The 23,504-nt window shown below is 69.5% G+C and carries 24 protein-coding genes and 1 pseudogene; 21 read left to right on the forward strand and 4 right to left on the reverse strand.

Annotated elements, in window-relative coordinates; genetic code table 11:
• Positions 1-9 precede the first annotated feature (9 nt).
• From KDL28_RS24030 to KDL28_RS24040, 3 genes are all read left to right on the forward strand, one after another.
• Complete coding sequence (locus tag KDL28_RS24030) at positions 10-2,397, forward strand: ATP-binding cassette domain-containing protein (protein WP_252441747.1); 2,388 nt, start codon at positions 10-12, stop codon at positions 2,395-2,397.
• A gap of 57 nt (positions 2,398-2,454) precedes the next feature.
• Positions 2,455-3,849 (forward strand): sensor histidine kinase, encoded by a 1,395-nt coding sequence (locus tag KDL28_RS24035; RefSeq protein WP_252441748.1) that lies wholly within the window; start codon positions 2,455-2,457, stop codon positions 3,847-3,849.
• Positions 3,850-4,164: 315 nt separating this feature from the next.
• A complete protein-coding gene (locus tag KDL28_RS24040) occupies positions 4,165-4,620 on the forward strand; it encodes a hypothetical protein (RefSeq protein ID WP_252441749.1) in 456 nt (151 codons plus the stop codon).
• Positions 4,621-5,679: 1,059 nt separating this feature from the next.
• Here the strand turns inward: KDL28_RS24040 and KDL28_RS24045 are convergent.
• Positions 5,680-6,078, reverse strand: a complete 399-nt coding sequence (locus KDL28_RS24045; protein WP_252441750.1) for a nuclear transport factor 2 family protein — start codon at positions 6,076-6,078, stop codon at positions 5,680-5,682.
• 83 nt (positions 6,079-6,161) lie between these two features.
• Between KDL28_RS24045 and sigJ the strand changes: the two genes are divergently transcribed.
• The 5 genes and pseudogenes from sigJ (at position 6,162) to KDL28_RS24065 (ending at position 8,807) form a co-directional block, all read left to right on the forward strand.
• Positions 6,162-7,034: an RNA polymerase sigma factor SigJ gene (gene sigJ / locus KDL28_RS24050; RefSeq protein ID WP_252441751.1), complete on the forward strand. Its 873-nt coding sequence runs from the start codon at positions 6,162-6,164 to the stop codon at positions 7,032-7,034.
• A 63-nt stretch (positions 7,035-7,097) separates the two neighbouring features.
• Positions 7,098-7,403, forward strand: a pseudogene (locus tag KDL28_RS42460) (alpha/beta fold hydrolase); the annotation flags it as partial.
• Between the two features lie 175 nt (positions 7,404-7,578).
• A complete protein-coding gene (locus KDL28_RS42465) occupies positions 7,579-7,920 on the forward strand; it encodes a hypothetical protein (protein WP_504967684.1) in 342 nt (113 codons plus the stop codon).
• Between the two features lie 25 nt (positions 7,921-7,945).
• Positions 7,946-8,257 (forward strand): 2'-5' RNA ligase family protein, encoded by a 312-nt coding sequence (locus tag KDL28_RS24060; protein ID WP_252441752.1) that lies wholly within the window; start codon positions 7,946-7,948, stop codon positions 8,255-8,257.
• Positions 8,258-8,600: 343 nt separating this feature from the next.
• Positions 8,601-8,807 (forward strand): DNA-binding protein, encoded by a 207-nt coding sequence (locus tag KDL28_RS24065; RefSeq protein WP_252441753.1) that lies wholly within the window; start codon positions 8,601-8,603, stop codon positions 8,805-8,807.
• 913 nt (positions 8,808-9,720) lie between these two features.
• Here the strand turns inward: KDL28_RS24065 and KDL28_RS24070 are convergent.
• The gene (locus KDL28_RS24070) at positions 9,721-11,256 is read right to left on the reverse strand and encodes a hypothetical protein (protein ID WP_252441754.1); all 1,536 of its coding nucleotides are present in this window, start codon (positions 11,254-11,256) and stop codon (positions 9,721-9,723) included.
• An 850-nt stretch (positions 11,257-12,106) separates the two neighbouring features.
• Here KDL28_RS24070 and KDL28_RS24075 point away from each other — a divergent pair.
• Positions 12,107-12,763: an NUDIX hydrolase gene (locus KDL28_RS24075; RefSeq protein WP_252441755.1), complete on the forward strand. Its 657-nt coding sequence runs from the start codon at positions 12,107-12,109 to the stop codon at positions 12,761-12,763.
• A 164-nt stretch (positions 12,764-12,927) separates the two neighbouring features.
• Here the strand turns inward: KDL28_RS24075 and KDL28_RS24080 are convergent, their stop codons facing one another.
• Positions 12,928-13,389 carry an NUDIX domain-containing protein gene (locus KDL28_RS24080; protein WP_252441756.1) on the reverse strand — a complete coding sequence of 154 codons (462 nt, stop codon included), beginning with the start codon at positions 13,387-13,389 and terminating at the stop codon, positions 12,928-12,930.
• Positions 13,390-13,411: 22 nt separating this feature from the next.
• Positions 13,412-14,632 carry a helix-turn-helix domain-containing protein gene (locus KDL28_RS24085; RefSeq protein ID WP_252441757.1) on the reverse strand — a complete coding sequence of 407 codons (1,221 nt, stop codon included), beginning with the start codon at positions 14,630-14,632 and terminating at the stop codon, positions 13,412-13,414.
• A gap of 134 nt (positions 14,633-14,766) precedes the next feature.
• Here KDL28_RS24085 and KDL28_RS24090 point away from each other — a divergent pair, with 134 nt between their 5' ends.
• From KDL28_RS24090 to KDL28_RS24145, 12 genes are all read left to right on the forward strand, one after another.
• Positions 14,767-15,033 (forward strand): helix-turn-helix domain-containing protein, encoded by a 267-nt coding sequence (locus KDL28_RS24090; RefSeq protein ID WP_252441758.1) that lies wholly within the window; start codon positions 14,767-14,769, stop codon positions 15,031-15,033.
• Positions 15,034-15,051: 18 nt separating this feature from the next.
• Positions 15,052-15,309, forward strand: coding sequence for a hypothetical protein (locus KDL28_RS24095; protein ID WP_252441759.1), 258 nt, complete (start codon positions 15,052-15,054; stop codon positions 15,307-15,309).
• Positions 15,306-15,929, forward strand: coding sequence for a WhiB family transcriptional regulator (locus KDL28_RS42180; protein ID WP_372497055.1), 624 nt, complete (start codon positions 15,306-15,308; stop codon positions 15,927-15,929). The genes KDL28_RS24095 and KDL28_RS42180 overlap by 4 nt, the downstream gene beginning before the upstream one ends.
• On the forward strand, positions 15,926-17,893 hold the full coding sequence (locus KDL28_RS24105; RefSeq protein WP_252441760.1) for a type IV secretory system conjugative DNA transfer family protein: 1,968 nt from the start codon (positions 15,926-15,928) through the stop codon (positions 17,891-17,893). Before KDL28_RS42180 ends, KDL28_RS24105 begins: the two co-directional genes overlap by 4 nt.
• A 74-nt stretch (positions 17,894-17,967) precedes the next feature.
• Complete coding sequence (locus tag KDL28_RS24110) at positions 17,968-18,879, forward strand: hypothetical protein (RefSeq protein WP_252441761.1); 912 nt, start codon at positions 17,968-17,970, stop codon at positions 18,877-18,879.
• On the forward strand, positions 18,876-19,289 hold the full coding sequence (locus KDL28_RS24115) for a hypothetical protein (protein ID WP_252441762.1): 414 nt from the start codon (positions 18,876-18,878) through the stop codon (positions 19,287-19,289). The genes KDL28_RS24110 and KDL28_RS24115 overlap by 4 nt, the downstream gene beginning before the upstream one ends.
• Before the next feature lie 176 nt (positions 19,290-19,465).
• Complete coding sequence (locus KDL28_RS24120) at positions 19,466-19,759, forward strand: hypothetical protein (RefSeq protein WP_252441763.1); 294 nt, start codon at positions 19,466-19,468, stop codon at positions 19,757-19,759.
• 140 nt (positions 19,760-19,899) lie between these two features.
• Entirely contained in the window at positions 19,900-20,658 is a 759-nt protein-coding gene (locus tag KDL28_RS24125; protein ID WP_252441764.1) for a hypothetical protein, read from the forward strand.
• A complete protein-coding gene (locus tag KDL28_RS24130) occupies positions 20,655-21,146 on the forward strand; it encodes a hypothetical protein (RefSeq protein WP_252441765.1) in 492 nt (163 codons plus the stop codon). The genes KDL28_RS24125 and KDL28_RS24130 overlap by 4 nt, the downstream gene beginning before the upstream one ends.
• On the forward strand, positions 21,143-21,823 hold the full coding sequence (locus KDL28_RS24135) for a hypothetical protein (RefSeq protein WP_252441766.1): 681 nt from the start codon (positions 21,143-21,145) through the stop codon (positions 21,821-21,823). The genes KDL28_RS24130 and KDL28_RS24135 overlap by 4 nt, the downstream gene beginning before the upstream one ends.
• Entirely contained in the window at positions 21,820-22,602 is a 783-nt protein-coding gene (locus KDL28_RS24140) for an RNA polymerase sigma factor (protein ID WP_252441767.1), read from the forward strand. Before KDL28_RS24135 ends, KDL28_RS24140 begins: the two co-directional genes overlap by 4 nt.
• A complete protein-coding gene (locus KDL28_RS24145; RefSeq protein WP_252441768.1) occupies positions 22,599-23,360 on the forward strand; it encodes a DUF2637 domain-containing protein in 762 nt (253 codons plus the stop codon). Before KDL28_RS24140 ends, KDL28_RS24145 begins: the two co-directional genes overlap by 4 nt.
• Positions 23,361-23,504: the final 144 nt, after the last annotated feature.

Genomic DNA, 23,504 nt, shown 5'->3' on the forward strand with positions numbered 1-23,504 from the left:
GGAGACCCCATGAGCACGGCCATGCGGACGGGTACGCCGCCGTCCCAGCAGCACGTCGCCGACACCCACGACCTGATCCGCGTGCACGGTGCCCGCGAGAACAACCTCAAGGACGTGAGCGTCGAACTGCCCAAGCGCAGGCTGACGGTGTTCACCGGGGTCTCCGGGTCGGGGAAGAGCTCGCTGGTGTTCGCCACGATCGCCGCCGAGTCCCAGCGGATGATCAACGAGACCTACAGCAGCTTCGTGCAGGGCTTCATGCCCACGCTGGCCCGTCCCGACGTCGACGTCCTCGACGGGCTGACCACCGCGATCATCGTCGACCAGGAGCGGATGGGTGCCGACCCGCGCTCCACGGTCGGCACCGCCACCGACGCCAACGCGATGCTGCGCATCCTGTTCAGCCGCCTCGGGCAGCCGCACATCGGCTCGTCGCAGGCGTTCTCGTTCAACGTCGCCTCGATCAGCGGCGCCGGCGCGGTCACCTTCGAGAAGGACGGCAAGCAGGTCAAGGAGCGCCGGGAGTTCAGCATCACCGGCGGGATGTGCCCGCGCTGCGAGGGCCGGGGCCAGGTCAACGACATCAACCTGGCCGCGCTCTACGACGCGGGCAAGTCGCTCAACGAGGGCGCGATCACGATCCCCGGCTACAGCATGGAGGGCTGGTACGGGCGCATCTACCGCGGGTGCGGCTGGTTCGACCCGGACAAGCCGATCCGCGACTACACCCAACGCGAACTCGACGACCTGCTGCACAAGGAAGCGACCAAGATCAAGGTCGAGGGCATCAACCTGACCTACCTGGGGCTGATCCCGCAGATCCAGAAGTCGTACCTGTCCAAGGACATCGACTCGCTGCAGCCGCACGTGCGGGCCTTCGTGGAGCGGGTGGCCACGTTCACCACCTGCCCCGAGTGCGACGGCACCCGGCTCAACGAGGCCGCCCGCTCGTCGAAGATCAAGGGCATCAGCATCGGCGACGCCTGCCGGATGCAGATCAGCGACCTCGCCGCCTGGGTGCGCGACCTCGACGAGCCGTCGGTGGCGCCGCTGCTGGCCACGCTGCGGCACACGCTCGACTCGTTCGTGCAGATCGGGCTGGGCTACCTGTCGCTGGAGCGGCCGTCGGGCACGCTGTCGGGCGGCGAGGCGCAGCGCACCAAGATGATCCGCCACCTCGGCTCGGCCCTCACCGACGTCACCTACGTCTTCGACGAGCCCACCATCGGCCTGCACCCGCACGACATCCAGCGGATGAACGACCTGCTGCTGCGGCTGCGCGACAAGGGCAACACGGTGCTCGTCGTCGAGCACAAGCCGGAGGCGATCGCGATCGCCGACCACGTCGTCGACCTCGGTCCCGGCGCGGGCACCGCGGGCGGTGAGATCGTCTTCGAGGGCACGATCGAGGGCCTGCGGGCCAGCGGCACGCTCACCGGGCGGCACCTGGACGACCGCGCGAAGCTGAAGCCGTCGGTGCGCGAGCCCTCGGGGAAGCTCGAGGTCCGCGGCGCGAACACGCACAACCTGCGCGACGTCGACGTCGACATCCCGCTCGGCGTGCTCGTGGTCGTCACCGGCGTGGCCGGGTCGGGGAAGAGCTCGCTGATCCACGGCTCGGTGGCCGGCCGCGACGGCGTGGTGTCGGTCGACCAGGGCGCCATCCGCGGCTCGCGGCGCAGCAACCCGGCCACCTACACCGGGCTGCTCGAGCCGATCCGCAAGGCGTTCGCGAAGGCCAACGGCGTGAAGCCGGCGCTGTTCAGCGCCAACTCCGAGGGCGCCTGCCCCAACTGCAACGGCGCCGGCGTCATCTACACCGACCTGGGCATGATGGCCGGCGTCGCCACGACCTGCGAGCTGTGCGAGGGCCGCCGCTTCGACGCGGCGGTGCTGGACTACAAGTTCGGCGGCAAGGACATCAGCGAGGTCCTCGCGATGCCGGTGGCCGCGGCCGAGGAGTTCTTCCGGGCGGGCGAGGCGAAGCTGCCGGCCGCGCACAAGATCCTCGACCGGCTCGTCGACGTCGGGCTCGGCTACCTCACCGTCGGCCAGCCGCTGACCACGCTGTCCGGCGGCGAGCGGCAGCGGATCAAGCTGGCCACGCGGATGGGCGAGAACGGCGGCGTCTACATCCTCGACGAGCCCACCACCGGCCTGCACCTGGCCGACGTCGAGAACCTGCTCGGCCTGCTCGACCGGCTCGTCGACTCCGGCAAGTCGGTCATCGTCATCGAGCACCACCAGGCGGTCATGGCGCACGCCGACTGGATCATCGACCTGGGGCCGGGTGCGGGGCACGACGGCGGCCTGGTCGTCTTCGAGGGCACGCCGGCCCAGCTCGTGGCCGACCGCTCCACGCTCACCGGGGAGCACCTGGCGGCCTACGTCGGCTGAGGCCGGGGCCACCGACCGTCGCGCAACGGCTGGTGGCACCCCGACGACCTAGATCACGTGGACCTGCCGAGCCTGCGCGCCCTGCCCCTCTTCGACGGCCTGACCGACGCCCAGCTCGTCGAGCTGGCCGCCGCCGGCGCGGAGGTGCGCATCACGCCGGGCGTCGCGCTGTTCGGCGAGGGCGAGCCCGCCGACTCCTGGTGGGTGCTCGTCGAGGGTGCCGTCGACCTCGTGCGCCGGATCGGGCGCGAGACCGCCGTCGTCGGGCGGATGGACGTGCCGGGCCGGTGGGCGGGCGGGTTCCGGGCGTGGGACCAGCACGGCGTCTACCTCGCGACCGGGCGCGGCGCGCTCGACGGGTGGCTGCTGCGGGTGCCCGCCGACGTGCTGCGCGACCGGACCAGCGCGTGGTTCCCGTTCGGCGCCCACCTGGTGGAAGGGGTGTTCGGCACCGCGCGCGCGATCGAGTCGACGGCGCGCCAGCGCGCCTCCCTGCTCACCCTGGGCACGCTCGCCGCCGGTCTCGCCCACGAGATCAACAACCCGGCGGCCGCCGCGGCCAGGGCGTCGGCCGCGCTGGAGGAGGCGACCGGTGCGCTGGTCTCGTCGGTGGTCCGGCTCGTCGACGGCGGGGTGTCGGGCGCGCAGTTCGGTGCGATCGAGGCGCTGCGCCGCGAGATCGCGCCACCGGCCGAGGCCCTCGGTCCGCTGGCCATGGCCGATCACGAGGACGCCCTGACCGACTGGCTCGCCGACCACGACGTCGACCGCGACTGGATGATCGCGCCGGCGCTCGCCGCCGCCGGTGTCGACCAGGCGTGGTGCGACCGGGCCGCCGAGGTGCTCGCCGGACCGACGCTCGCGCCGGGCCTGGAGTGGGTCGCGAGCACGCTGTCCGTGGCGGCCCTGCTCGCGGAGGTGAAGGACTCGACCCGCCGGGTGTCCGAGCTCGTCGCCGCGGTCAAGTCCTACTCCCAGATGGACCGCGCCTCGCTGCAGCACGTCGACGTCCAGGAGGGGCTGGAGAGCACCCTGGTCATGCTCGGCCACAAGACGGGACCCGGGATCCAGGTCGTGCGCCGCTACGGCGCCGCCGTCCCCCGGATCGAGGCGTACGCCGGCGAGCTCAACCAGGTGTGGACGAACCTCGTCGACAATGCGCTCGACGCGATGGACGGCTCGGGCACGCTGCGGATCGAGACCCGGTCCGAAGGCGCCGACGTCGTCGTCGAGATCTCCGACACCGGACCGGGGATGGCGCCGGACGTGGCGGCCCGCGCCTTCGAGGCCTTCTTCACCACCAAGGAGGTCGGCAAGGGCACCGGCCTCGGTCTCGACACCGCCCGCCGCATCGTGGTCGACCGCCACGGCGGCGGGATCGAGATCGACGCCCGGCCGGGGGAGACGGTGCTCCGGGTGCGGATCCCCGTCCGGTCGCGGGCGGGCGGCTGATGCCGCCGCGGGGCTCGTCGACGCTCACCGACCTGGCCGCGGTGCTCGGGTCGGCAAGGCCGCGGGGAGCGTGGTGGCCCGGCAGCTGGAGACGGCCGGGATGGCCGAGCGGGTGCCCGGGGGCGGCCGCGCCCACCGCTACACGAGCGCATCCCCGACCGGAGGTACCGGAACGGCGACCGGATCCCGCTCTGGCGGCACGTGCTGCAGGTCTTCCGGCTCGGCATCGGCCGGTAGCGGGTGGGCACTGGCGGATGGCCGCCACCCGATCGACACGCTCACCGACGATCCGCACCGCGCCCCTAGCATGCCCGGATGGTTTCCGTCCTCATCGAGGATCTTCCCCCCGACACCGCGGACTTCTTCCACCGACGCGCCCGTCGGACGGGCGCCGCGTCGGTCACCGAGCACATCCGGCACGAGCTGATCACCCTGGCGACCGAGCGGGCCCCCATCGACAACGTGGTGGACTTCGCCCGGGAGAACCCCACCCGCCGCCTCCCCCCACCGGAGATCGACCGGGACGCGACGGCGCTGGCGAACGCCTACGCCCTACCGGCCGAGGCCTGGGACACGCTGTGCCTGCGTGCGGCCGCGACGGGAGTTCCGGTCAGCGAGTACGTCCGCGGCGAGCTCGTCGCGTTGTCCCGCCGGACCACGACCGAGGACCTCATGTGGCAGTTCGTCGAGGCGAAGGAGGCCGACCCGAACTCCGACGTGGACCTCGACGCCATCCGCGACGCGATCCGGTACGCCCGCGGCGAGGACTGACCGACGGAGCCGCGTCCGGAGCGACGCGGACGGCCACGAGATCGGTCCCTCATCCTGTTCCAGCAGATGAGGGGCCGTGTCGTGTGGTCACCGCGAGGGTGCCCCCGGCAGGATTCGAACCTGCGCTCCCGCCTCCGGAGGGTCCGCTTCGCCGTCGCTCAAGTCGACTACCTGCAATAATGTTCCGTCCGGCATCGCTGGTTCGGCTCCAACCGACCACGTTCAACCCTGGTTCGCACCACGAGCCGCACCATGCCGCTGGAGAAGATCAGCCAGTTGATGGACGCTCGAACGGCGTAGCGCGTGCGTGTTCGAGAAGTTCGGCAGCTCGATCGCGCGTCCCCTGCCCTCGATCCCTATGGGCGACTACGAGCGTGGCGCGGTGCCTCCGCCCGGACCCTGTGCCCGCCTATATCCACTCTGTGGCCCGTCTCGCCGTCGAGTTGCACGTCGGGTTGCATGCAGGGCACCGTCAGTTGTCACGACCTTTGGGCGGCTCCCGGGCCCCGAGCCATCGGCGTGCCATCCGTCATGAGCTGTGCCAAGTTGCCCGCGGCGCCCCGTCGATCCTGGTATGTGGCCCAGCCCCGCCGAGTGCCGACACGGTGACCAGCCAACTGTGTTGAAGCCTTCTCTACTTGTTCAAGGCAGCGCCTGCGCCGCCGCTGTCAGGGCTATGCCCGATGACCCGCATGAGCGGTACGACGGGGCGTTCGGCCTCCGGCCGGCCCCCGCCGGACCGCGCGGGTCAAGTCAGAGGACCTACATCTAATGCATCTAGTGAACCCTTGCCAACCTGGCTCGGCCTGGTCAGCGGGTGCGCGGCGTGGCGTGACCACAAATGGGTGGAGCTCCTGGTAGACGGGCGATTGCTGAGATCAATCCGCCTGACCAGGAGCTTCAAGGTGCTGTTCTACCCGTCCGGGATGACCGAGGAGCTCGCCCGGCCCGGCCTCGGGCACCGGGAGGTCGAGGAGCGCCTCGTTCTCAGGGCCGCCGTACTGCGTGAAGCCGTATGCCTTCATGCGGCAATTGAAGCCCGGGCGTCGGGGATGCGGCTCAGAACATGCCGTGCGGGTTCGCGGGCTCCTCGGGAACCGGCTGCACGACGTCCCAGTGCTCGACCACGAGACCGTCCTGGATGCGCAGGATGTCGACGGCGGCGACGTCACCCGTCGGCAGGGCGATGCGGTTGTGGACGGCGACCAGGGGGTCGTCGGCGATGATCCGCCGGACGTCCGTGCCGGCCTCCAGCAGCGCCTTTCCCGCGGGTGTGCGGAAGAAGTCGCCGAAGGCCTGCAGCCCGGTGGCCGTGGCGGGATCGTGGGCCACCCTCGGGTTGTGCGAGACGAAGTCCGGGTGCAGCAGCGCGAGGGCGCCGTCGAGGTCGTCTGCGTCGAGCAGGGCGAAGAGATCCAGCACCAGGTTCCGGTTGACGTCGACTGTGGACGAGGTCATGGGTGTCCTCCCTGTGGGTTTCGACCACACGACGCGCGGCGGCTCCCGAACGTCACACGCCCGGTGGTGGTAGACGTCGTGGTGTGACGAGCGACCCGGTCTTCGAGGGCCATCGGCAGGTGCTCTTCGGGGCGGCGTACCGGATGCTCGGCACCCGGGCGGACGCGGAGGACGTGCTGCAGGAGGCGTGGCTGCGTTGGAACCGGATCGACCGCGACGAGGTGGACGAGCCGCGCGCGTACCTGTTCCGGCTGGTCACGCGGCTGGCGCTGGACCAGCTCCGGCGGGTGAAGGCCAGGCGCGAGGCGTACGTCGGTCCGTGGCTGCCGGAGCCCCTCCTCACGTCGCCGGGGGCCGAGGAGAGCACCGAGCTGACCGAGTCGCTGTCGATGGGCCTGCTCGTCGTGCTGGAGTCGCTCACCCCGGTCGAACGCGCGGTCTTCGTCCTGCGCGAGGCGTTCGGGTTCTCCCACGCCGAGATCGCGGAGATGACCGGCCGCACGGAGCGCGCCGTCCGCCAGCTCGCGTACCGGGCGCGCCGGCACGTCGATGCCCGCCGGCCGCGCCGGGCGGCCACCCCCGCGGAGCACCGCGAGGTGACCGAACGGTTCCTGGCCGCGGCGATCGGCGGTGACCTCGCCGCGCTGCTCTCCGTCCTCGCCCCCGACGTCGCGTTCGTCGCCGACGCGGACGGCAGATCGGAGACGCCCAGGCAGCCCGTGCGCGGAGCCCGCGAGGTGGCCGAGTACTTCGTCTCCGTGGTCCCGTTCTGGCCACCGCACCTCGGCGTCGAGATCATCCCCGTGAACGGCGGCCCTGGCGCCCTGATCACCACGGACGGGCGGCCGTTCCTGGTCTTCTCCTTCGACATCGACCCGGCCGACGGCCGATTGCGGGAGATCGACGCGGTGCTCAACCCCGCCAAGCTCCCCGGCCGTGACCGCGTGGAGCGATGATTCCGGGCCATCGCGTGCGACTCGTCTCCTGACCCGATCCACCGACCTCCCAGGAGGAACACGATGCCGACCCTCACCGTCCCGGGCGCACACCTGTACTACGAGGTGCGCGGCACCGGCCCGCTCGTGGTGCTCGCAGGCGCCCCGATGCACGCGGAATCGTTCGCGCCGCTCGCCGACCTGCTCGCCGCGGACCACACCGTGGTCACCACCGACCCCCGTGGCATGAAGCGCAGCCCGCTCGACGATCCCGACCAGGACTCGACCGAGCTCCGGGCGGACGACCTCGTCCGCCTCATCGCCCACGTCGACGCCGGACCGGCCGCGGTGTTCGCTTCGAGCGGTGGTGCGGTCACGGCGCTTGCCCTCGTCCAGCCCGAGCCGGGCCGCCGAGCTCGTTGCCGATCGCGTCGGTTGTGCAGCGCAGCCGGAGCTTCGTGCGGGCCACGGGCGAGTGGCGCGGCATCCCCGCGGTCGCGGATGCGCACGAGCTGGTCCGGGCCGTCACACAACGCCTACGGACGGAGCGGGGCGGGGTGGTCGAGTGTCGTTCAGACACCGACTAGACCTCGACCCCATCGACGCCGACTGGTCGGCCTTCGCCGCGCTGGAGCGCATGGAAAGCCACTGGGACCGGCCCGATTGGCCACCGGGCCGGACTGCCTACTACTGGTACCTCGATTTCACCGGCCACCCCGAGGTGCGAAAACTGGCGAGCCGCTGCCAACAGGTCGTGGCCGGCGAGCACTTCGATCCCGTCGCCGCCGACGGGCTGCACATGACTCTGGCAAAGGTTGCATTCGCTGACGAGATCGACCAAGCCGGGCTGAACCGCGTCGCGCGGCCGCGAGCCGCGCCGTGGCCGGGATCGGCGCGATGCCGGTGACGGTCGGCCCGTTGGCCGGATCCGTGTGACGTTGAGTTTCAGCGCCTCACCGCGAGCCGCGATCGACGACGTTCGGACGGCCCTGGTGCGGGCAACCCACGACGCCGGGTATCCGGCCGATTCCGACGCGGCGGGCCGGTTCCGCCCGCACGTCGGCATCGCCTACTGCAACCGAACGACCGACGCTCGGCCCATTATCGAGCAGGTCCGCGAGCTGCGGAAACTCGATCGCGTCACCGTGCACGTCCGCGACTGCGTCCTCGTCGCCCTGACCCGGCACGAGCGGTCCTACATCTGGCGGGTCCGACACCGCCTCCCGCTGAGTCCCGCGCGGTGACGACGGGCTGAGCCCTGCCCGGCTGAGCTGCGGGAGAGTCGAACGCCTGCAGAAGATCAACATCCTTCCACGGATTATCTGAAGCGTCGATATTCTTTTCCAGAATATCGGGATGAGCTGCATCGGTCCTGACATGCGAAGATTCTGTACGAGAATAAGCTATGTCAAGCCTGGCGTAGGAGTTTCGTAGGGCTGGGTCCTTACTCGGTGTGCGCGGTTCGCAATCCCGCGAGTCGCACCGAGAGAGGAACCAATCAAAGTGCAAACGACGAGTTCCACAGCGAACGCCGCAGAGGAGCGGCCGAGCTTCTACACGGTCGCCGAGGTCGCCCGGCTGTTGCGGGTGAACCGGGCGACGATCTACCGAGCGATCGCTGCCGATGCCTTTCCGGCGGTGCGGGTGCGGGGCCGGTACGTGATTCCCGCGGTGGCGCTGGACCAGCTGGCCGCCGAGGCGGCTGTGTCCGGCGCGGTCGTGGACGTGGCCGCGATCGCGGCCGCGCGGCGGATCAGCCGCGAGGTCGCCCGGATGATCGGTGGACGGCCGTGAGCCGCCGGGGCCGAGGCGCCGACGGGCGCAACGGTGGCCGCGACGACTTCGGACGCGACAGGCGGTACCGGCGTCGCCAACGACGGGCCGCGCAGCATCGGGCCGACCGGCGACGCGAGCGGCGGGCTGCGCTGCTCGTCTACCTGACCGATGAGGCGCGTTCGCGCCTTCTTCGCCTCGGCGAGGGCGCGCGGCCCGGCCGGCACGGTCTCGGTCAGGTAGTGCCGCTTGCCCGACAGCGGGTCGACGCCCGCGTAGACCTTCACGCGCAGGGAACCACTGGCGAGCTTCTCGATCTCGCCGCGCTGCCGTTCCGACGACTTGCGGGCACTCGTCATGGTGCGAGGCTAGGACGACTCGCACCACGTATGGCCCCATGCGAGCTGGTCCACCTGCTTGGACCAGCCGCCTGACCTGGGTGCCCCCGGCAGGATTCGAACCTGCGCTCCCGCCTCCGGAGGCCGGGTGGCCAGGTGATCCTGACAGCCTTTGGCTGACCCACCAGAGCCTTCTTTGGGCGCGACCTGTCCGTGGTAGCCGCCAGCGGCCGGTACTTCGTTCCACGAGCCGTTCCATGAGGTGGTTGCAGCAGGCCGGCTGGTCGGGCCGCCCAAACTGGCGAAAGCCGACAAGACTGCGCCGAGCTCAAGGCGTGGTTGCACCTCGGCAGCGGGTTTGCCTTTATCGAGGTTCCGGAACGACGACGAGTCACGGAGGCGAGACCGACACACGCGGCGAGGTGGCCGACGGCGGGGGACGTCGAGCCGTCGCCCGACGATGCTGGATCTTCAACACGGCCCGGACCCGAGGCCGGGCATCGAGGTCAGGACCTCGGCAAGAGGGGTCTGTAGATCTCACTACAATTCTCGCGGCCTGTGCGGTGGTAGGACGATGTCGTGGGCGACAAGCGAACTCATGAAGCCTGCTGTTGCTCGACATCCTGTTCAACGCCAGCCGGGCTACGCCCGAGATTTGGCAAGCGAGGCAATTCGTCGAAACCATCAGCACTCAGTGCACTTTTTAGCTGCTCGAGGAAATGTCGAGGATCACCTATGTAGGACCGCAGTGTGTCCACTGCGAGTTCGGGCTCAGCGGGTCTTCGCACAGCCGAGAGCTTGTTCACGATGACAGTCTTTACTGTTGCCATCGTGTTCATTTGCTCCCCCGTTATCTCTCCCATCTGCTGCATCGTGGGTCTGCGGCCGTAACAGACTCGCAGCTTGACGCCGGATATCTCAAGTATTGCGCGCCTCTGCGTCAGCCACGCGTGACGACTACTGCGCTCGCCGAGTCGTCGAAGGACGGCGCCGTAGCTTTCGATAATATTCTGGGCATACAGTCCGAACTGGGCGGGATCCCTCATCACTACCAAGCGATTCAACTGCCTGATGTACTCCTCCCACTCGGTCGAGAGTCGAACACGTGCAATTTCTTGAATTCCCAGATCCAGCAGCGACGCTGTTTGAAGAGGGTTTAGTTTCTCAGAAAGCGTATCGAATGCAATTCGGGTCTTTAGCGTACGCTCCAGGTCGCCTGGGTCGACAACGTTGCTTGACCTGCGCTCTGGGACCGATTCGCGTAGGGCGGATCGGTGGAGCGTGTCGGCTGGCCTTAATGGCAGGCGATCGAGAAACTCGGGTAGCCCAGTATTGTACTGGAGATCGAATAATTGCTTGAGCTCTGCAGCGAATGGCTTTGTGTTGTCGCATCGACCCAATGTTGGATCATCCCCTTCAGGGGTTATGAACTTCACGTACAGTTCTTGTCGAGTAACCCCGCGCTCCTTCTCGGTTTCAATCTTAATCGCGAACTCCTGGACTTTTCGGAGCACGGCTCGAAATTCCGGTATATCTGCTTCAGGAAAGCCGAGGTGTCGTGAGAACTCTGCCCCCCCTCCTCTCATCGCCCGCCCGGGTACGGTAAGGGCAAAGTGGTGAAAGCTCAGACCGAGCTTTTCCGTGAGGTCAGCATTCCGATTTTCGAACCAAGATAGCCGCAAACACGAAATCTCTTCAGCCTCTAGGCAGGCGCTCGTCCACGCCTCAAATCCTCCGCGAACCGTCTGGACTTCCCTAGTGCGCTGGACTGGCGACTCTTCTTTGTAGAAGTACGGGATGATTGCTCTGTTATGGAGGAGTTTGACGAACGCTTTGCGGGCAGGACCATCTTGAGCGAAGTCCTGAATAATTGCGTGGTTGTTGTACAGGAAGGCTCGATTAACGACAACCTGTTTTGCGGTTAAAAGAGCTCGCAAGTATTCAGCTCGGACCAGTTCGGACCGCTCGGCTGCGACATCTTCAAGCGATGAGCCCTTCCCTGTCATGTCTTTAAGAAGCTCCCGTGGAACCCATTGATTATCGAGGCACTGCGCTACAACGGCGACCTCGTCAAGGTTCTGGGGCTCGATCTTCTCAAAGTGGACACCTTGGTCTTCGCCGTACTCCGTCATGGAGCCTCCGCAATAGTGAGGTGCAGATCAATGGAGAGTCCGAGAAGGCTACCGTCACTTCTATGCGCTAGCAACCATGGTTAAATAGCTCGTAGTAACCGTCATGAGGGCTGTCGTGGGCCATCTGGGTGATGTTTTAGTCTGAATGTGGAATACTTTGTTACTCCACGATACATCACGGATGGGCACGCCACGGTACGCCAGCAGAAGCACGTGCGGGTAAGGAATTGGCCTGCTCGAAGTTGTAGGAAGTGTGGGGTTCCAGTCTAGCGTTTGACACGACTAAGCGGCATGATTGCAGTGTGTCGATTGACTGGGACTCAGTGTCAGCTATTGCTGGAGCGTGCGGCTCCCTCATCGCTGGTGGGGCATTTATTGTTGCAGCTCTGACGCTAAAGCGGGAAAGCGGGCGCTGGCGCGAAGATCGAGAGACGGCAATAGCCGATCGTCAGCAGGCCGAGCAGGCGCTTGCATCGGTGGTATCTGTCGTTACGGAACCCTCCGGAGGGGGGCGAGCTCAAGTGTGCGTCTCAAACGACGGCGACGGGTCCATCTTTGACGTACGACTAAGTTCCCAAAGTGGAGCGCGCCTCCTGAGTCGGTCAGACGCACTGGGTCTAGGCGAAAGCATTAGACGTCTAGGCCCGGGAGAAAAGGTTCACTATACCTTCGAGACGCTACCCGGCGAGGAGGACTTCACGCAGCCGCTTGTTGTCTTCATTGATAGCTCGGGCCGCCGTTGGCGACGCAATGGATTGGCGCCGCCGCAACGCGTAATCATCGAGTGAAGGTGCGGTAGTTAAGCTCGCAAGATCTCGAACGTGGAGCGCCTTCTGCTACGATGCATCATGTGACAGATGATGGCTCTCCTGCTGTGGAATCCCCCGCATTCTCGCATGATCCGTGGGTTCAGATTTTTATCGACCCAGACGAGAGCGGAGGAGCAGGATTTATTCGAATAGTAGAAAGCGGCGGCATTCCCGGTGTAGCCATTCTTCCAATTTCTGGCGACCGGATTGGGCTCGTGACAAATCGGCGACGTCCGATCAAGTGTGACAGTTTGGAGATTCCAAGAGGGTTTGGTGGTGATTCTGCCACCTCGGCCGAGGACGCTGTTCGAGAACTCGTTGAAGAGACAGGAATTCAGTTCGACGATAAGGTCGATAGCTTGCGTCGCATAGGTTCTGTTTGGCCCAACAACGGGCTCCTGGCTGCTGAGCCAATCCTCTATGTTGTCTTGATTGGTCGCAATCAGCCGTCGAGTCCAAGAGACACCGCGGAGATTAAGAAGTTCTCCTGGTACGAACTTGACGATGTAATGCGTTTAATTGCGGCAGATAAGATCAAGGACTCCTTCACTCACTCGGCAGTTCTGAGGGCAGTTCTTATGGGCTACATTGATGCTTCCAGGCTTGACAGGGGTGCCACACCCTCAAAAATACGAGTTCGTCCTCAGGCTTCTGATTTACGTGCAGAGGACTCGTCTTCCGATTTACGCATTGAATGAGTTGCAGCACTGTAGTAACAACCAGTGCGACGGTGCGCAAGCACCGGTGATTCGTCGTTGAGTAAAACGGAATGCAATTTCGCAGAGAACGTTGGCGCATACGTCAGATTCTGAATTGACCAAAGTTGATATTGCCGAACTCTAGGTGGACCGGTCCGATGCTGTCAGTTTGACGACCGAGGCGGGCGGCCATGTTCCAAGTACGCGGACTGGCTATCGACTGTCGAGCGAATGCGCTCTGAGATTCGGCTCAGGACAAAGTTGTCTAGTTCATCGCGGTGAACCCACTGCCACTTGTCCAACTCCTTGCCATCTAGCTGAATCCGGTGCTCGTCGTCACCAAGAGGGCCGCAATCGAAGAGGAACAAGAGCTTGTCGCCCTCGGCCTCGCTCGGCGCCCAGTCGACAGAGAGTAGGCGGCGCGGCATACGATCGAGCCGTAGCTCTTCGGCGACCTCTCGACGGCACGCCGCGGCCGGCGACTCGCCGCGTTCGACATAGCCACCGGGAACGTCCCAGGTGTCCTTGTAGGTTGGATGAACGAGGAGGACGCGCCCGTCGTCGTCGAAGAACAGCGCGCCGGCGGCGACCCGGGGAGTCGCGAAGGTGTCGCTCGGATCGGTCACCGGTAGAGCGTACGGCCGAGCCTCAGGTCAGGTGCAGGCGCTGTGCGAGCTGCTCCAGGGCGATGCTGCGCGGCCCGCGCGCAGTCCGGATCCAGTTCAGCACCAGCTGTCGGCTGATGGCATGGTGCCGAATCTGCTCGGGCGCCAGCTGCTCAGCATCAAGCAGGACGGCGAGCGCGTCGTCTCTGCGGTTGCGAGCGGTGTAGGCGCGAGCAGTCTCGATGGCGTGCCGGACGCGCCGCTCGGTGGGAAGGCCGGTGGTCTCGATGCGTGGCGCGAGGTCGACCGCGACCTGGACGTCGCCCAGCTCCATAGCCGTGGTCATCCGGTGGATGGCGACGTTCGTCGGTCCGAAGGCGGTCCACATCGCGTTGGCGTCCCGGCCGAGCTGGCTCGCGCTGTCGTGCGCCTCGCGGAGGAACGAGGTGACGGACCCGCGGTCGTCGGCCCGCGCAGCAGCCACGGCGCCGTTCAGGAAGAGCGTGCCGTAGACCGACAGCAGCGCGTCGTCCGCGCGGGAGCTGAGGTGCGGCTCCAGGACGCTGGCGGCGGCCTCGGTGAGCTGGACGCTGGCGGCGAAGCGGCCGGTCGAGTGCAGCGCGTGAGCCACCGATCGGAATAGCGAGCCGAGCACGACGGCGTTGTCCGCCTGCTGCGCCGCCGCGAGCCCGCGCTCGGACGCGATCCACGCCAGGTCCGTCTCGCCGAGCTTGGTGAGCACCGAGACCGCGGACTGGTAAGCGAGCGCCAGCAATGCGTGCGCGCGATTTGAATCGGATGCGTCAATGGTGCTGACCGCGTGCAGCGCATCGGACAGCACAAGGGGCGCGCGGCCGGCGACATAGCCGTACCGGCTCGACTGGTAGGCGTCGAATACCTGGGAGACGTCGCGCTCGACAGCGTCGAGGCTCGGTGGTTCTCCATCGGGCGTTGCGACCGCGAGTAGCGGGGTGAGTTGGCTGTAGTCCATGAGGACGGCGCGCAGGGCGGGGACCGTCCGGACGCCGCTGTCGGAGGTCCAGTCGAGCAGCGTCGGCTCGCCGACAAGATCGCCGATGGTCACGTCCAGCGCCTCGGCGATGCGCCTGATCACGGACAGTCTGTCCAGCTCAATGCGGTTGTTCTCGACCCGGCTGAGCCAGTCCTCCGTACGGCCGACGAGGCCGGCGAGCACCAGCTGCGACTGCCCGCGCCGCCGTCGGTAGAAGGCGATCCGCTCGCCGATGGTCATCTTCTCGGTCATCCCGCGCATGCCGATCAACCTCCCCCGAGTCCGAGGAACGACCCCGGAATTTTCTTCCGGGTCCTTGTCCTGAACCGCCCTGAGGCTAGCCGTGGAGGCTCACAGGGAGCCGTGGTTTCACGGAGGAGACACAGATGGAGGAACGTCCGAAGATCGAGAACGGAGGCGAGGAGCCGCGGTTCTACAGCGTGGCTCAGGCGGCTCGGCTGATCGGCACAGCACCGGTCACGCTGTACCGCGCCATTCGCGATGGTGAGTTCCCGGCGATCCGCATCCGGGGCCGGCTGATAGTGCCGGCGAAGGCGATCGAGGCGATGGCGGACGCCGCGGTGGCCGCGGGCGGGACCGTCGACCTGGCCGACGCCGACTTCGTCGTGGTCCAGCGCGGGGCGGAGGGCTGACCCGTGGACAGCGTCGGAGTGCTGATCTTCTTCGCGATCGTGGGCGCGGTCATCTGCGCCAAGACGCGGGTGGCGGCCGGTGCGGTGATCTTCTCGCTGATCGCGATCGTGCTGTTCATCGCCACGCCGGCCGGTGCCGGGCTGCCCCAGGCACTTTCGGCCTTCCTGTCCGCCGTTGATCACGCCGCGAGTCCGGCGCTGACCGACGGCGGCGCGGACGCGGCTGACGGGACGGGTGTGGTGCAGCGGGTCGAGGGTTCGGGAGCGGTCGGATGAGCGCCCCGACCAGCAGGGACGACGGCGGCCGTGCGGGGTTGGACTGGCGCCAGTGGGCTGCGTGTCAGGACGTGGACCCGGAGCTGTTCGTCCCGTCGACGGAGTCCGGCCCGGCCTGCGACGAGCAGGTAAGCGTGGCCAAGGCCGTCTGCGACCGCTGTCCGGTGCGCGCGCAGTGCCTGGCTGAGGCCCTGGTTCGGATGCCCTACGGGATCGCTGGCGGGCTGACCGAGCACGAGCGGCGGCGCCTGGCCCACCGCCAGGGCCGCACGCGGTGGGTGCGGACGTGCGACGTGGACGTCGAGGAGATCGCCCGGGTCGGCACCGGCGGTGAGGTCGAGGCCGCGGGGCGGGCGTTGCTCGCGTCCGGGCGGGCGCCGCGTGAGGTGGCGCGGCGCTGCGAGGTCAGTGTGCGCACCGCGCAGCGCTGGGCGGCGGCGTGCCGCTCGGTCCGGGCGGTCGGGCTGGCCATGGTGGTGCTGGGCCTGCTGCTGGGTGGGTGGAGGTTGGTGTGCTCGTGCGAGTGCATGACCTGCGCGCTGGGTCAGCACTGCGGCGCCTGCCGCACCGGCACCCACCGCCCCGCCCACTCCGGCACCGGTGGGAGGTGGCAGCGGTGATCGCGCTGCTCGTCGTCCTGCTCGCGCTGGTGGTCGTGTCCGGGGTGATGTGGCGCCGCGGTGCCCGGCTGATCGCCACCGCAGCGGCAGGGCTGGCGCTGCTGCCGGGCTGGGCGCTGCTGCAACGGCTGTCATGGCCGGTACTGGTCTTCGCAGCCGCGGTCGTGGGGGTGGGGTTGTGGCTGCGCTGGGGGCGGACCGCGGCGACGGTGACCCGGTGGGGCGCCCGGGCCCGGCGCAAGGCCGGGGTGGCGTCCCCGGTCGACATCCTGCGTGGGGCCAGTGGTCCGGCGATGCGGCGCAAGGCCGCCACCGTCCGTCCGTCGCTGTCGGGGTTGTCGCGGTGGGAGCGGTGGCGGTTGCCGGTCGTGGAGGTCGGGGTGCTGCTGTGCCGGACCGGGTGGTTGCGGGTGTGGGCGGCGGTCGAGGACGTCGTCGTGGCCTTCGGTGGTCCGCGGGTGGGGAAGTCGGCGTGGTTGGCGGGGCGGATCATCGACGCCCCCGGCGCCGCCCTGGTCACGAGCACTCGCACCGACCTGTACGAGGTGACCCATGAGCTGCGGGCCGGGCGGGGTCCGGTGTTCGTGTTCAACGCCGTCGGTCTGGCCGGACTCCCCTCGACGGTCACGTTCGATCCGTTGACCGGGTGCACCGACCCGATCACCGCCGCCGAGCGCGCCACGGACCTGCTCGCCGCCGGGGCCCGCGGCGGGTCCGGTGATCGGGAGTACTGGGAGGCGCAGGCGCGCCGGGTGCTGGCCGCGTTGCTGCACGCCGCCGCGCTCGGCGGCAGGCTGATGCGCGACGTGTTGGCGTGGGTGGCCGACCCGGAGCGGGCCGGCCGGGAGGTCGTCGCCCTGCTGCGGAAGTCCTCGGAGCCGGCGTTCGAGCAGGACGTGCTCCAGTTCGTCACCACCAACGAGCGCACCCGCACGTCGATCACCTCGACGATCATGCCCGCGCTGGGGTGGCTGACCTCCCCGGCCGCGTCCGCCGCCGCCGCCCCGGGACGCTCGCTGGACGTCGGTGAGGTGTTGCGTTCGCGCGCGACGCTGTACTTGCTGGGGGCGGAGGAGACCCAGGCCGCGCCCCTGGTCACGGCGCTGACGGGGCACATCGCCCGGGAGGCCCGCCGCTTGGCCGCGTTCCAGCCCGCCGGCAGGCTCGACCCGCCGCTGGGTCTGTTCTTGGACGAGGCCGCCCTGATCAGCCCGGTGCCGTTGCAGTCGTGGACGGCGGACATGGGTGGGCGTGGGGTGACGATCGTGGCCTGTTTCCAGTCCCGCGCCCAGCTGCTGGCCCGCTACGGGGAGCACGATGCGGCGACGATCCTGAACAACACCGGCGCCGTGCTGGTGTTCGGGGGCACCCGGGACCGGGCGGATCTGGAGTTCTGGTCCACCCTCGCGGGTGAGCGGGATGAGAACGTGCTGACCACCGACCTGCACGGGCGGGTCGCGTCGCGGTCGGTGCGCAAGGTGCCGGTGTTGGCGCCGGCGCAGATCGCGAACCTGCCCGCCGGTCAGGTGGTGGTGATCCGCCGCGGCCTGGCCCCGGTGATCGGCCGCGCCGAGGCCGTCTGGCGCCGCGCGGATGTCCGCGAGCTGGCCCGCGCGCGGCGGTGGGCGGCGGGGGAGCTGACCTGGCTGCAGACTCAGGCCGCCCGGCGGGTGTGGCTGGGGCGGCTGCACACGATGGGTGTGCAGGCCCGCGCGGCGGTGCGTGGGTGGGTGGCGCGGCACCGGTGGGAGCGCCAGGACCTGCTCGGTGCCGTGTGGTCGGGGTCTGTGATGGTGGCTGGTCGGGTGGTGCGGGAGCGGTGCAGCTTCTGCGGCGATCTGGTTGAGGCCGTCGAGGTGGTCGGGCGTGCTGCTGGGGTGGTGATCTGCGGGGACTGCGACTCCGCCGCGGACCCCGTCCACCCGGTCGGGGGGTCGGCGGGTCAGCCGGCGGGTGGTGCGTGATGGCCGGGCAGTCGGATCAGCCGCGTCGGTCGGGTTGGTCGCGGACCGGTAGGACGGCGCAGGAGTTGTTGGCCGTGTTCGAGGCGTGGTCGACGCGGTCGCTGTTCACCCGGTTCGCCGCCGAGGCCGCCGCCGAGGGCGACGCGCGGCGGGCCGAGACGCTGCGCGCCATCGCGGAGGCCGAACGCGAGGTCGATGCGCTGGACGCGTTGGGCGCGCAGCACGAGTTGGCGCGCGAGTTGTGCAGCGTGGAGTGGTTGACGGTGCGGGCCGCGCGGGAGGCCGGGGCCTCTTGGTCGCAGATCGCGCAGGCCACCGGCACCGGCGCGGTCCGGGCCCGGGAGGCGTTCCTGGACATCGTCGAGGCCCAGCACCACTACGGGTTCCTCTCCGACACCGACGCCGAGGGCTTCCGGGCCGCGGCGGGCCGGTGGACCGACGAGCTGCGCCCGGACACCCCACCGCAGGTGCTCGCCGAGATCGAACAGGCGAGCGCTGCGGGTGACCAGGACCGGCTTGCCGCGTTGCGGGTCGTGTGGTGGGACACCGACCATCACCCCCACCACACCGGCCGCGACACCGGCGGCGACACCGACCGCGAGGACGACGACGGGGACGGCGGGGCCGAAGTCGGGGGCGCGGCGGGCCCGCAGCCCGAGCCGGACAGCGGCGGTGATGCGGCCACCGCGGATCCGGGCGTCGACGAGACCGGCGACGGGCCCGATGATGCTGCGGCCCGCGCTGTCGCTGAGGAAGTAGCCGGAGACCCCGGTAGCGGGATGGACCCGCTCGATCACGCCCACGCGTCGGTCACCGCTGCCGGTTGGGCCGAGGTGGCTGCCCGGGCCGAGGTGAGCGTCGGGGGGACCGAGCGAGCGGTCGGTATCGAGGCCGACGCCGAGGAGGGCACCGAACACGACGTCGACCACGACCAGGCCTACGCCGGGGATGTCGTCGAGTCGGCCGGGGCGGAGTGGTCGAGGTGAGCATCCCGCACCTGGCGTCGGGTCGCCCGGACCTACATGTGGTCGACGTCAACGCGTTGGAGCCGTGCACGGCGGTGTCGGCGGCCCGGCAGATCGCCGAGCACATCGGCTGCACCCGGTCCGAGGGCGAGGCGATGGTGGGCCGCTACCTGGATGAGGTGTCCGAGCAGGTCGGGTGCTCGGTGCACCAGTGGGGCTTGGACGCCCACGACCTGGCCGCGATCCTCACCGACAACGGCCACCCGGTCACCGGCACCGACGAGCTGCCCGATCCGCTCGACCGCGCCGGTGAGTCGGTCGCCGACGCCGCACACGCCGCCGCCCAGGCCGAGACCAGCCAGCACACCGATGCCGGGGCGGCGCAGCAGACCGACACCGACGGCGATACCGCCGCGGACAGCAACGGCTGACCGCCCACCGCCCCGAGGGAGCGCCCGCCAGCGCCCGCCGATGGCGCCCATGCGGCGACCCGGGGCGACGCCGGCAGGCAGGTCCCTGTCGCGAGCACGAACCCACGCACGAGCAGACGAGTTCCGCCGTCGGCGCCGACCCGGGTGTCCACGGCGGCCAACGGAGGAGGAAACGCATGTTCAACGACACCGAGCGCGTCGTGCACGACCTGGATCACCGTTACGGGCTGGGCTACGACCGGCTCACCGACGGGCTCGCCGAGATCCCACCGGTCGGTCAGCCGATCTGCGACCAGGCCCCGAGCGACGCGCTCGACCAGGCCCGCGCCGCGGTCGACGCGGCCGACGCCGCCGCCGAGGCCGCCCAGACCGGCGAGCGCGCCTACGACCGCGACGACGGGGACACCGACGGCGCCGAGGACGGCGCAGGCGAGGCCGACAGCAGCACCGACAGCGACGGGCGCGACTGACCAACCGCATCACCCACCCCCTGCCTTGTCCGGGCACGGCAGCCGGGCCAGCACACCCCGGCTGCCATCCCGGCCCTCTCCTGACCACCCACCAGCCACAGCCATCAACCCGGCCAGCGCGCCGGAAGGGGACACCCGTCATGAGCGAGCACACGACTCCGCAGCCCGCCGAGGACCTGGCCGCCGCGATCGCCGCGGTGATGGCCGACTTCCGCGCCGAGGACCCAGCCCGGGCGCACCTGAACAGCACCGAGATCATCGACGAGACCCTCGCCGAGCTCGACCCCGACGACATCACGACCCTGGTCGACACCGGGGACATGAGCGACGAGGTCGCTCAGGCCTACCGCACCGTGCTCGATACCCCGCTCGATCAGCTGCACACCGTACTGAACGGGGACACGACGGCGCTGACCGCCCGCGATGGGGCCGCGACCGGTGAGGACACCGGTGAGGGCACCAGTCACGGCGGCCCCCTCCCCGTGGAATGCACCGACCTCACGTCGCAGACCGCAGCCGGTGCCCGGTCGGACTCGCGGGAGGTGGTCGGCCTGGTCTGCCCGGAGTGCGGGGAGGACGCCGTCGAGCAGGCCCCGACCGCGTTGACCCCGTATGAGGCGCTGGGCGAGGAGACGCCCGGCTACTGCCACCCGGACGGGGAGCCGCTGTGCCCGGTGATGGGCTCGCACGGTTACCCACCGGCCGACCCGGTCGAGGTCCTGGCCGACGAGAGCGCCGACGAGATCCCCGACGAGAGCGGCGGGGACCCGCTGCGGCAGGCCTGTGCCGCGGTCGCTGCAGCCGACCACGCCGCGGAGGCCAGCGCCGGTTGCACTGACAGCTCGGTGGGCTCCGACGACGGCGGCGAGGCCGTGAGTGAGCAGGGGTGGGAACGGTGACCGCCGCCGACAGTGACCGGGGCAGCGGTCGGGGTGTCGACGCGAACGGCACCGGCGCGGGCGCGGGCGCGGTCGACGAGATCGAGTGCGATCTCGTGGCGGCCAACCAGCGGTTGGGCGAGGCGTTGACCGAGATCGGGATGGCCCTCGGGCTGCCTCGCCCGAGCGCCGAGCACTCCTGGGGCAAGGCCGAGATCCTCGCTCGGATCCACGAGTGCCACCCTGCGGGCCCGCCCGGGCAGGCCGGACAGGGCCCGGCGGACGGCGGTGATGTGCCGCCGGCGGACATGGCCGGTGACGGAAGTGATCAGGGTGGGGCCGATCCGCTGGACGTGGCCCGGGCGGCTGTCGCCGCCGCTGATCAGGCCGAGCGCATCGACCACGCCGAGCGCACCGAGACCACGACCGGCTCGGCGACCACCGCCGACCTCGAGACGGCCTGCAGTGCAGCCCCCGGCGCGGCGGATCTGTGGGACGGAGGACGATGACCGCACCGATTCCCGCACCACCCCCCGCAGGGACCGGCCCGGATGGTGCCCACGGCAGTGACCCGGCCGCCGCCGCGGTCGCCGGGCTGGCCCGCGAGGTCGAGGAACTGCGCAAGCGCCTCGAACCCCTGATCCAGACCCCGGCCCGGGTGGACGCACTCGCCCGGCTGGTCGCCCAGCTCGCCGACACCGTCACCGCGTTGACCGCACGCTCCGCCGTCGCGGCGCCGCCGTCGTGGCTGATGGCCCCCACCGACCCCGAACACACTCGCGAGTTGCTCGACGCGCTGACCGGGTGGATGGCCCAGGTGTATCTGCGCTACGCCGACGCCTCCGAGGCGTTGCCGGAGCGCTGGTGCTGGCACCCCGACGTCGTCGAGGAACTCCTCTGGTTGATGCACGCCTGGCTGGCCGCCTACCAGGGCAAGCACGCCTCGGTGCAGCTCGTGGGGGACTGGCACGACCGCCAACGCCCCGGCGTCGTGCGGCGCATCAGCAAGGTCGCGGGGCGGTGTTCGCGGGAGAACCACCAGACCCGCCACGGCTGGACCAGCACCCCCACCGCCGCGCCGGTCGTGCCCTCGCTGGACGGGCTGGACGCGATCGCCGACTGGTGGGGCACCGGCCGCGAGCAGACCGCACCCGAACCCGCCGTGACCGCAGGGGCCCGGACATGACTGCCGACGCCGCGACGGCCGAGGTAGCGGCTGTGGAACCGATGGTGCGGGCGATCTGCCGCAATCGACTGGGCCACCACGCCGGCGATGACGTCGCGCAGCGGGTGCTTCTGCGGATCTGGCAGAGCCTCGACCGCGGCCGCGAGTTCGACAACCTGCACACCTACGCGGCTGCTTCGGCTCGCTACGAGTCGATGCCCGACAGCGTCCGCCGCGCCGGTCGCCGACCTGAGCCGCTCGCCAGCGGGGAGCTCGTCGACTTCTGGGCCGACCCGGCACCCGGGCCGGCCGAGCAGGTCGAGCGCACCGAGCAGGCCGCCGCCGCAGCGGCCCGGGTCGAGGATCTGCTCGGGCAGCTGACGCCGGGGCAGGCGCAGGCGCTGCGGGCCACGGTGCTGGCCGAGCGGAGCACCGACGAGGCCGCGCGCGAACTGGGCTTGAAGCCGACCTCGGTGCGTTCGGCGCAGGTCCGAGCGATGGCCCGGCTCCGCGAGCTGTGCGGGGCCCGCTCGACTAACCCGCTGGCCTCAAACCGGACGTCCGCCGAACGCGGCAAGCACGCCTGGCAGCTCGAACGAGCCCGGCTCGCTGCCCGGCAGGCCGATGCCGACGGCGGATCGGACGAGGCGCACAGCACGGATGACCCGGTGGACCTTGCCCGGGCTGCCGCCGTGACGGCCGACCACGCGGTCCACCAGCTCGCTCACCCGGTGCCCAGCGACGAGCAAGCCGCCGAGCGAGCTGAGAGCGATGACGACGATGCGGGGTGGCAACGATGACGAGCCAGCACCATGCCCGCCAGCCGGGCCGCCTGCCACGCGCGATGCTGTGGCTCCCCGGGCTGGTGGTCGCACTCGGCGCCGCGATAGCCACCGTGCACGGCCTCTACGAGGTCGCCGCGGCAGCCGGGGTGCCGGCCGGGATCGCGTGGCTCTACCCGCTGATCACCGACGGGCTCGCTCTCGTCGCCTACACCGCCACGGCCCGCCTGGTCGGACCCGGCCGCCGCTACGCGTGGATCGTCGTCGCGCTCGCTGCCGGGCTCTCCGGGCTCGCTCAGGCGGTCTACCTCGCCAACCCCGTCGCGTCCGGCGACGCGGAGCTGGCGGTCGACCCGGTGCTGCGCTTCGGCGTCGGAGCATGGCCGGCGGTCGCCGCCGCGATCGTTGCGCACCTGCTGTACCTCCTGGCGGTTGAACACCCAGACGCCGCACCGACCGAGCCGGAACATTCAAGTGTTCAGCCGGTCGCGCCGGCGCCTGAACTCTCGGCGGCCGAACCTTGGACTGCTGTACAGCGCTCCCAGCTACCGCAGGACGTGCCTGGCCGCCGTCGCTCAGCGGCGTTGAACACCCTGGAAGCCGGACCGGTCGTCGTCTCCCGGGCAGCTGTGTCCCCGGCCCGGGACCGGGCGGCGGCTGCTGCCGCCTCCTACGTCGAGGAGCACGGCCACGTCCCCACGGTCTCCGAACTCGAACGTCGCGCGCAGGTCTCCCGTGGCACCGCCGCGACCGTCCTGAAGGACCTCCGCAACTGATCACCCAACACCAGCGCCGAGACCCCGACGAGGCGACTCACGCATGATCATCTCAGCCGACACCACCACGACCATCAGCCACGACCCAGCATCAGCTACCCGAATCTCGTACTACTCCACACGCATCAACCACTCATCTGAATG

Origin of the sequence: Pseudonocardia humida, assembly GCF_023898865.1 — a bacterium.
GTDB classification, from domain to species: Bacteria; Actinomycetota; Actinomycetes; order Mycobacteriales; family Pseudonocardiaceae; genus Pseudonocardia; species Pseudonocardia humida.

Excerpts from the sequence above, each read along its gene's own strand:
- KDL28_RS24030 (WP_252441747.1), top strand. The coding sequence starts at position 10 with ATGAGCACGGCCATGCGGACGGGTACGCCGCCGTCCCAGCAGCACGTC.
- KDL28_RS24040 (WP_252441749.1), top strand. The coding sequence starts at position 4,165 with ATGGTTTCCGTCCTCATCGAGGATCTTCCCCCCGACACCGCGGACTTC.
- KDL28_RS24045 (WP_252441750.1), bottom strand. The coding sequence starts at position 6,078 with ATGACCTCGTCCACAGTCGACGTCAACCGGAACCTGGTGCTGGATCTC.
- KDL28_RS24070 (WP_252441754.1), bottom strand. The coding sequence starts at position 11,256 with ATGACGGAGTACGGCGAAGACCAAGGTGTCCACTTTGAGAAGATCGAG.
- KDL28_RS24085 (WP_252441757.1), bottom strand. The coding sequence starts at position 14,632 with ATGACCGAGAAGATGACCATCGGCGAGCGGATCGCCTTCTACCGACGG.
- KDL28_RS24090 (WP_252441758.1), top strand. The coding sequence starts at position 14,767 with ATGGAGGAACGTCCGAAGATCGAGAACGGAGGCGAGGAGCCGCGGTTC.
- KDL28_RS42180 (WP_372497055.1), top strand. The coding sequence starts at position 15,306 with ATGAGCGCCCCGACCAGCAGGGACGACGGCGGCCGTGCGGGGTTGGAC.
- KDL28_RS24120 (WP_252441763.1), top strand. The coding sequence starts at position 19,466 with ATGTTCAACGACACCGAGCGCGTCGTGCACGACCTGGATCACCGTTAC.
- KDL28_RS24125 (WP_252441764.1), top strand. The coding sequence starts at position 19,900 with ATGAGCGAGCACACGACTCCGCAGCCCGCCGAGGACCTGGCCGCCGCG.
- KDL28_RS24135 (WP_252441766.1), top strand. The coding sequence starts at position 21,143 with ATGACCGCACCGATTCCCGCACCACCCCCCGCAGGGACCGGCCCGGAT.
- KDL28_RS24140 (WP_252441767.1), top strand. The coding sequence starts at position 21,820 with ATGACTGCCGACGCCGCGACGGCCGAGGTAGCGGCTGTGGAACCGATG.
- KDL28_RS24145 (WP_252441768.1), top strand. The coding sequence starts at position 22,599 with ATGACGAGCCAGCACCATGCCCGCCAGCCGGGCCGCCTGCCACGCGCG.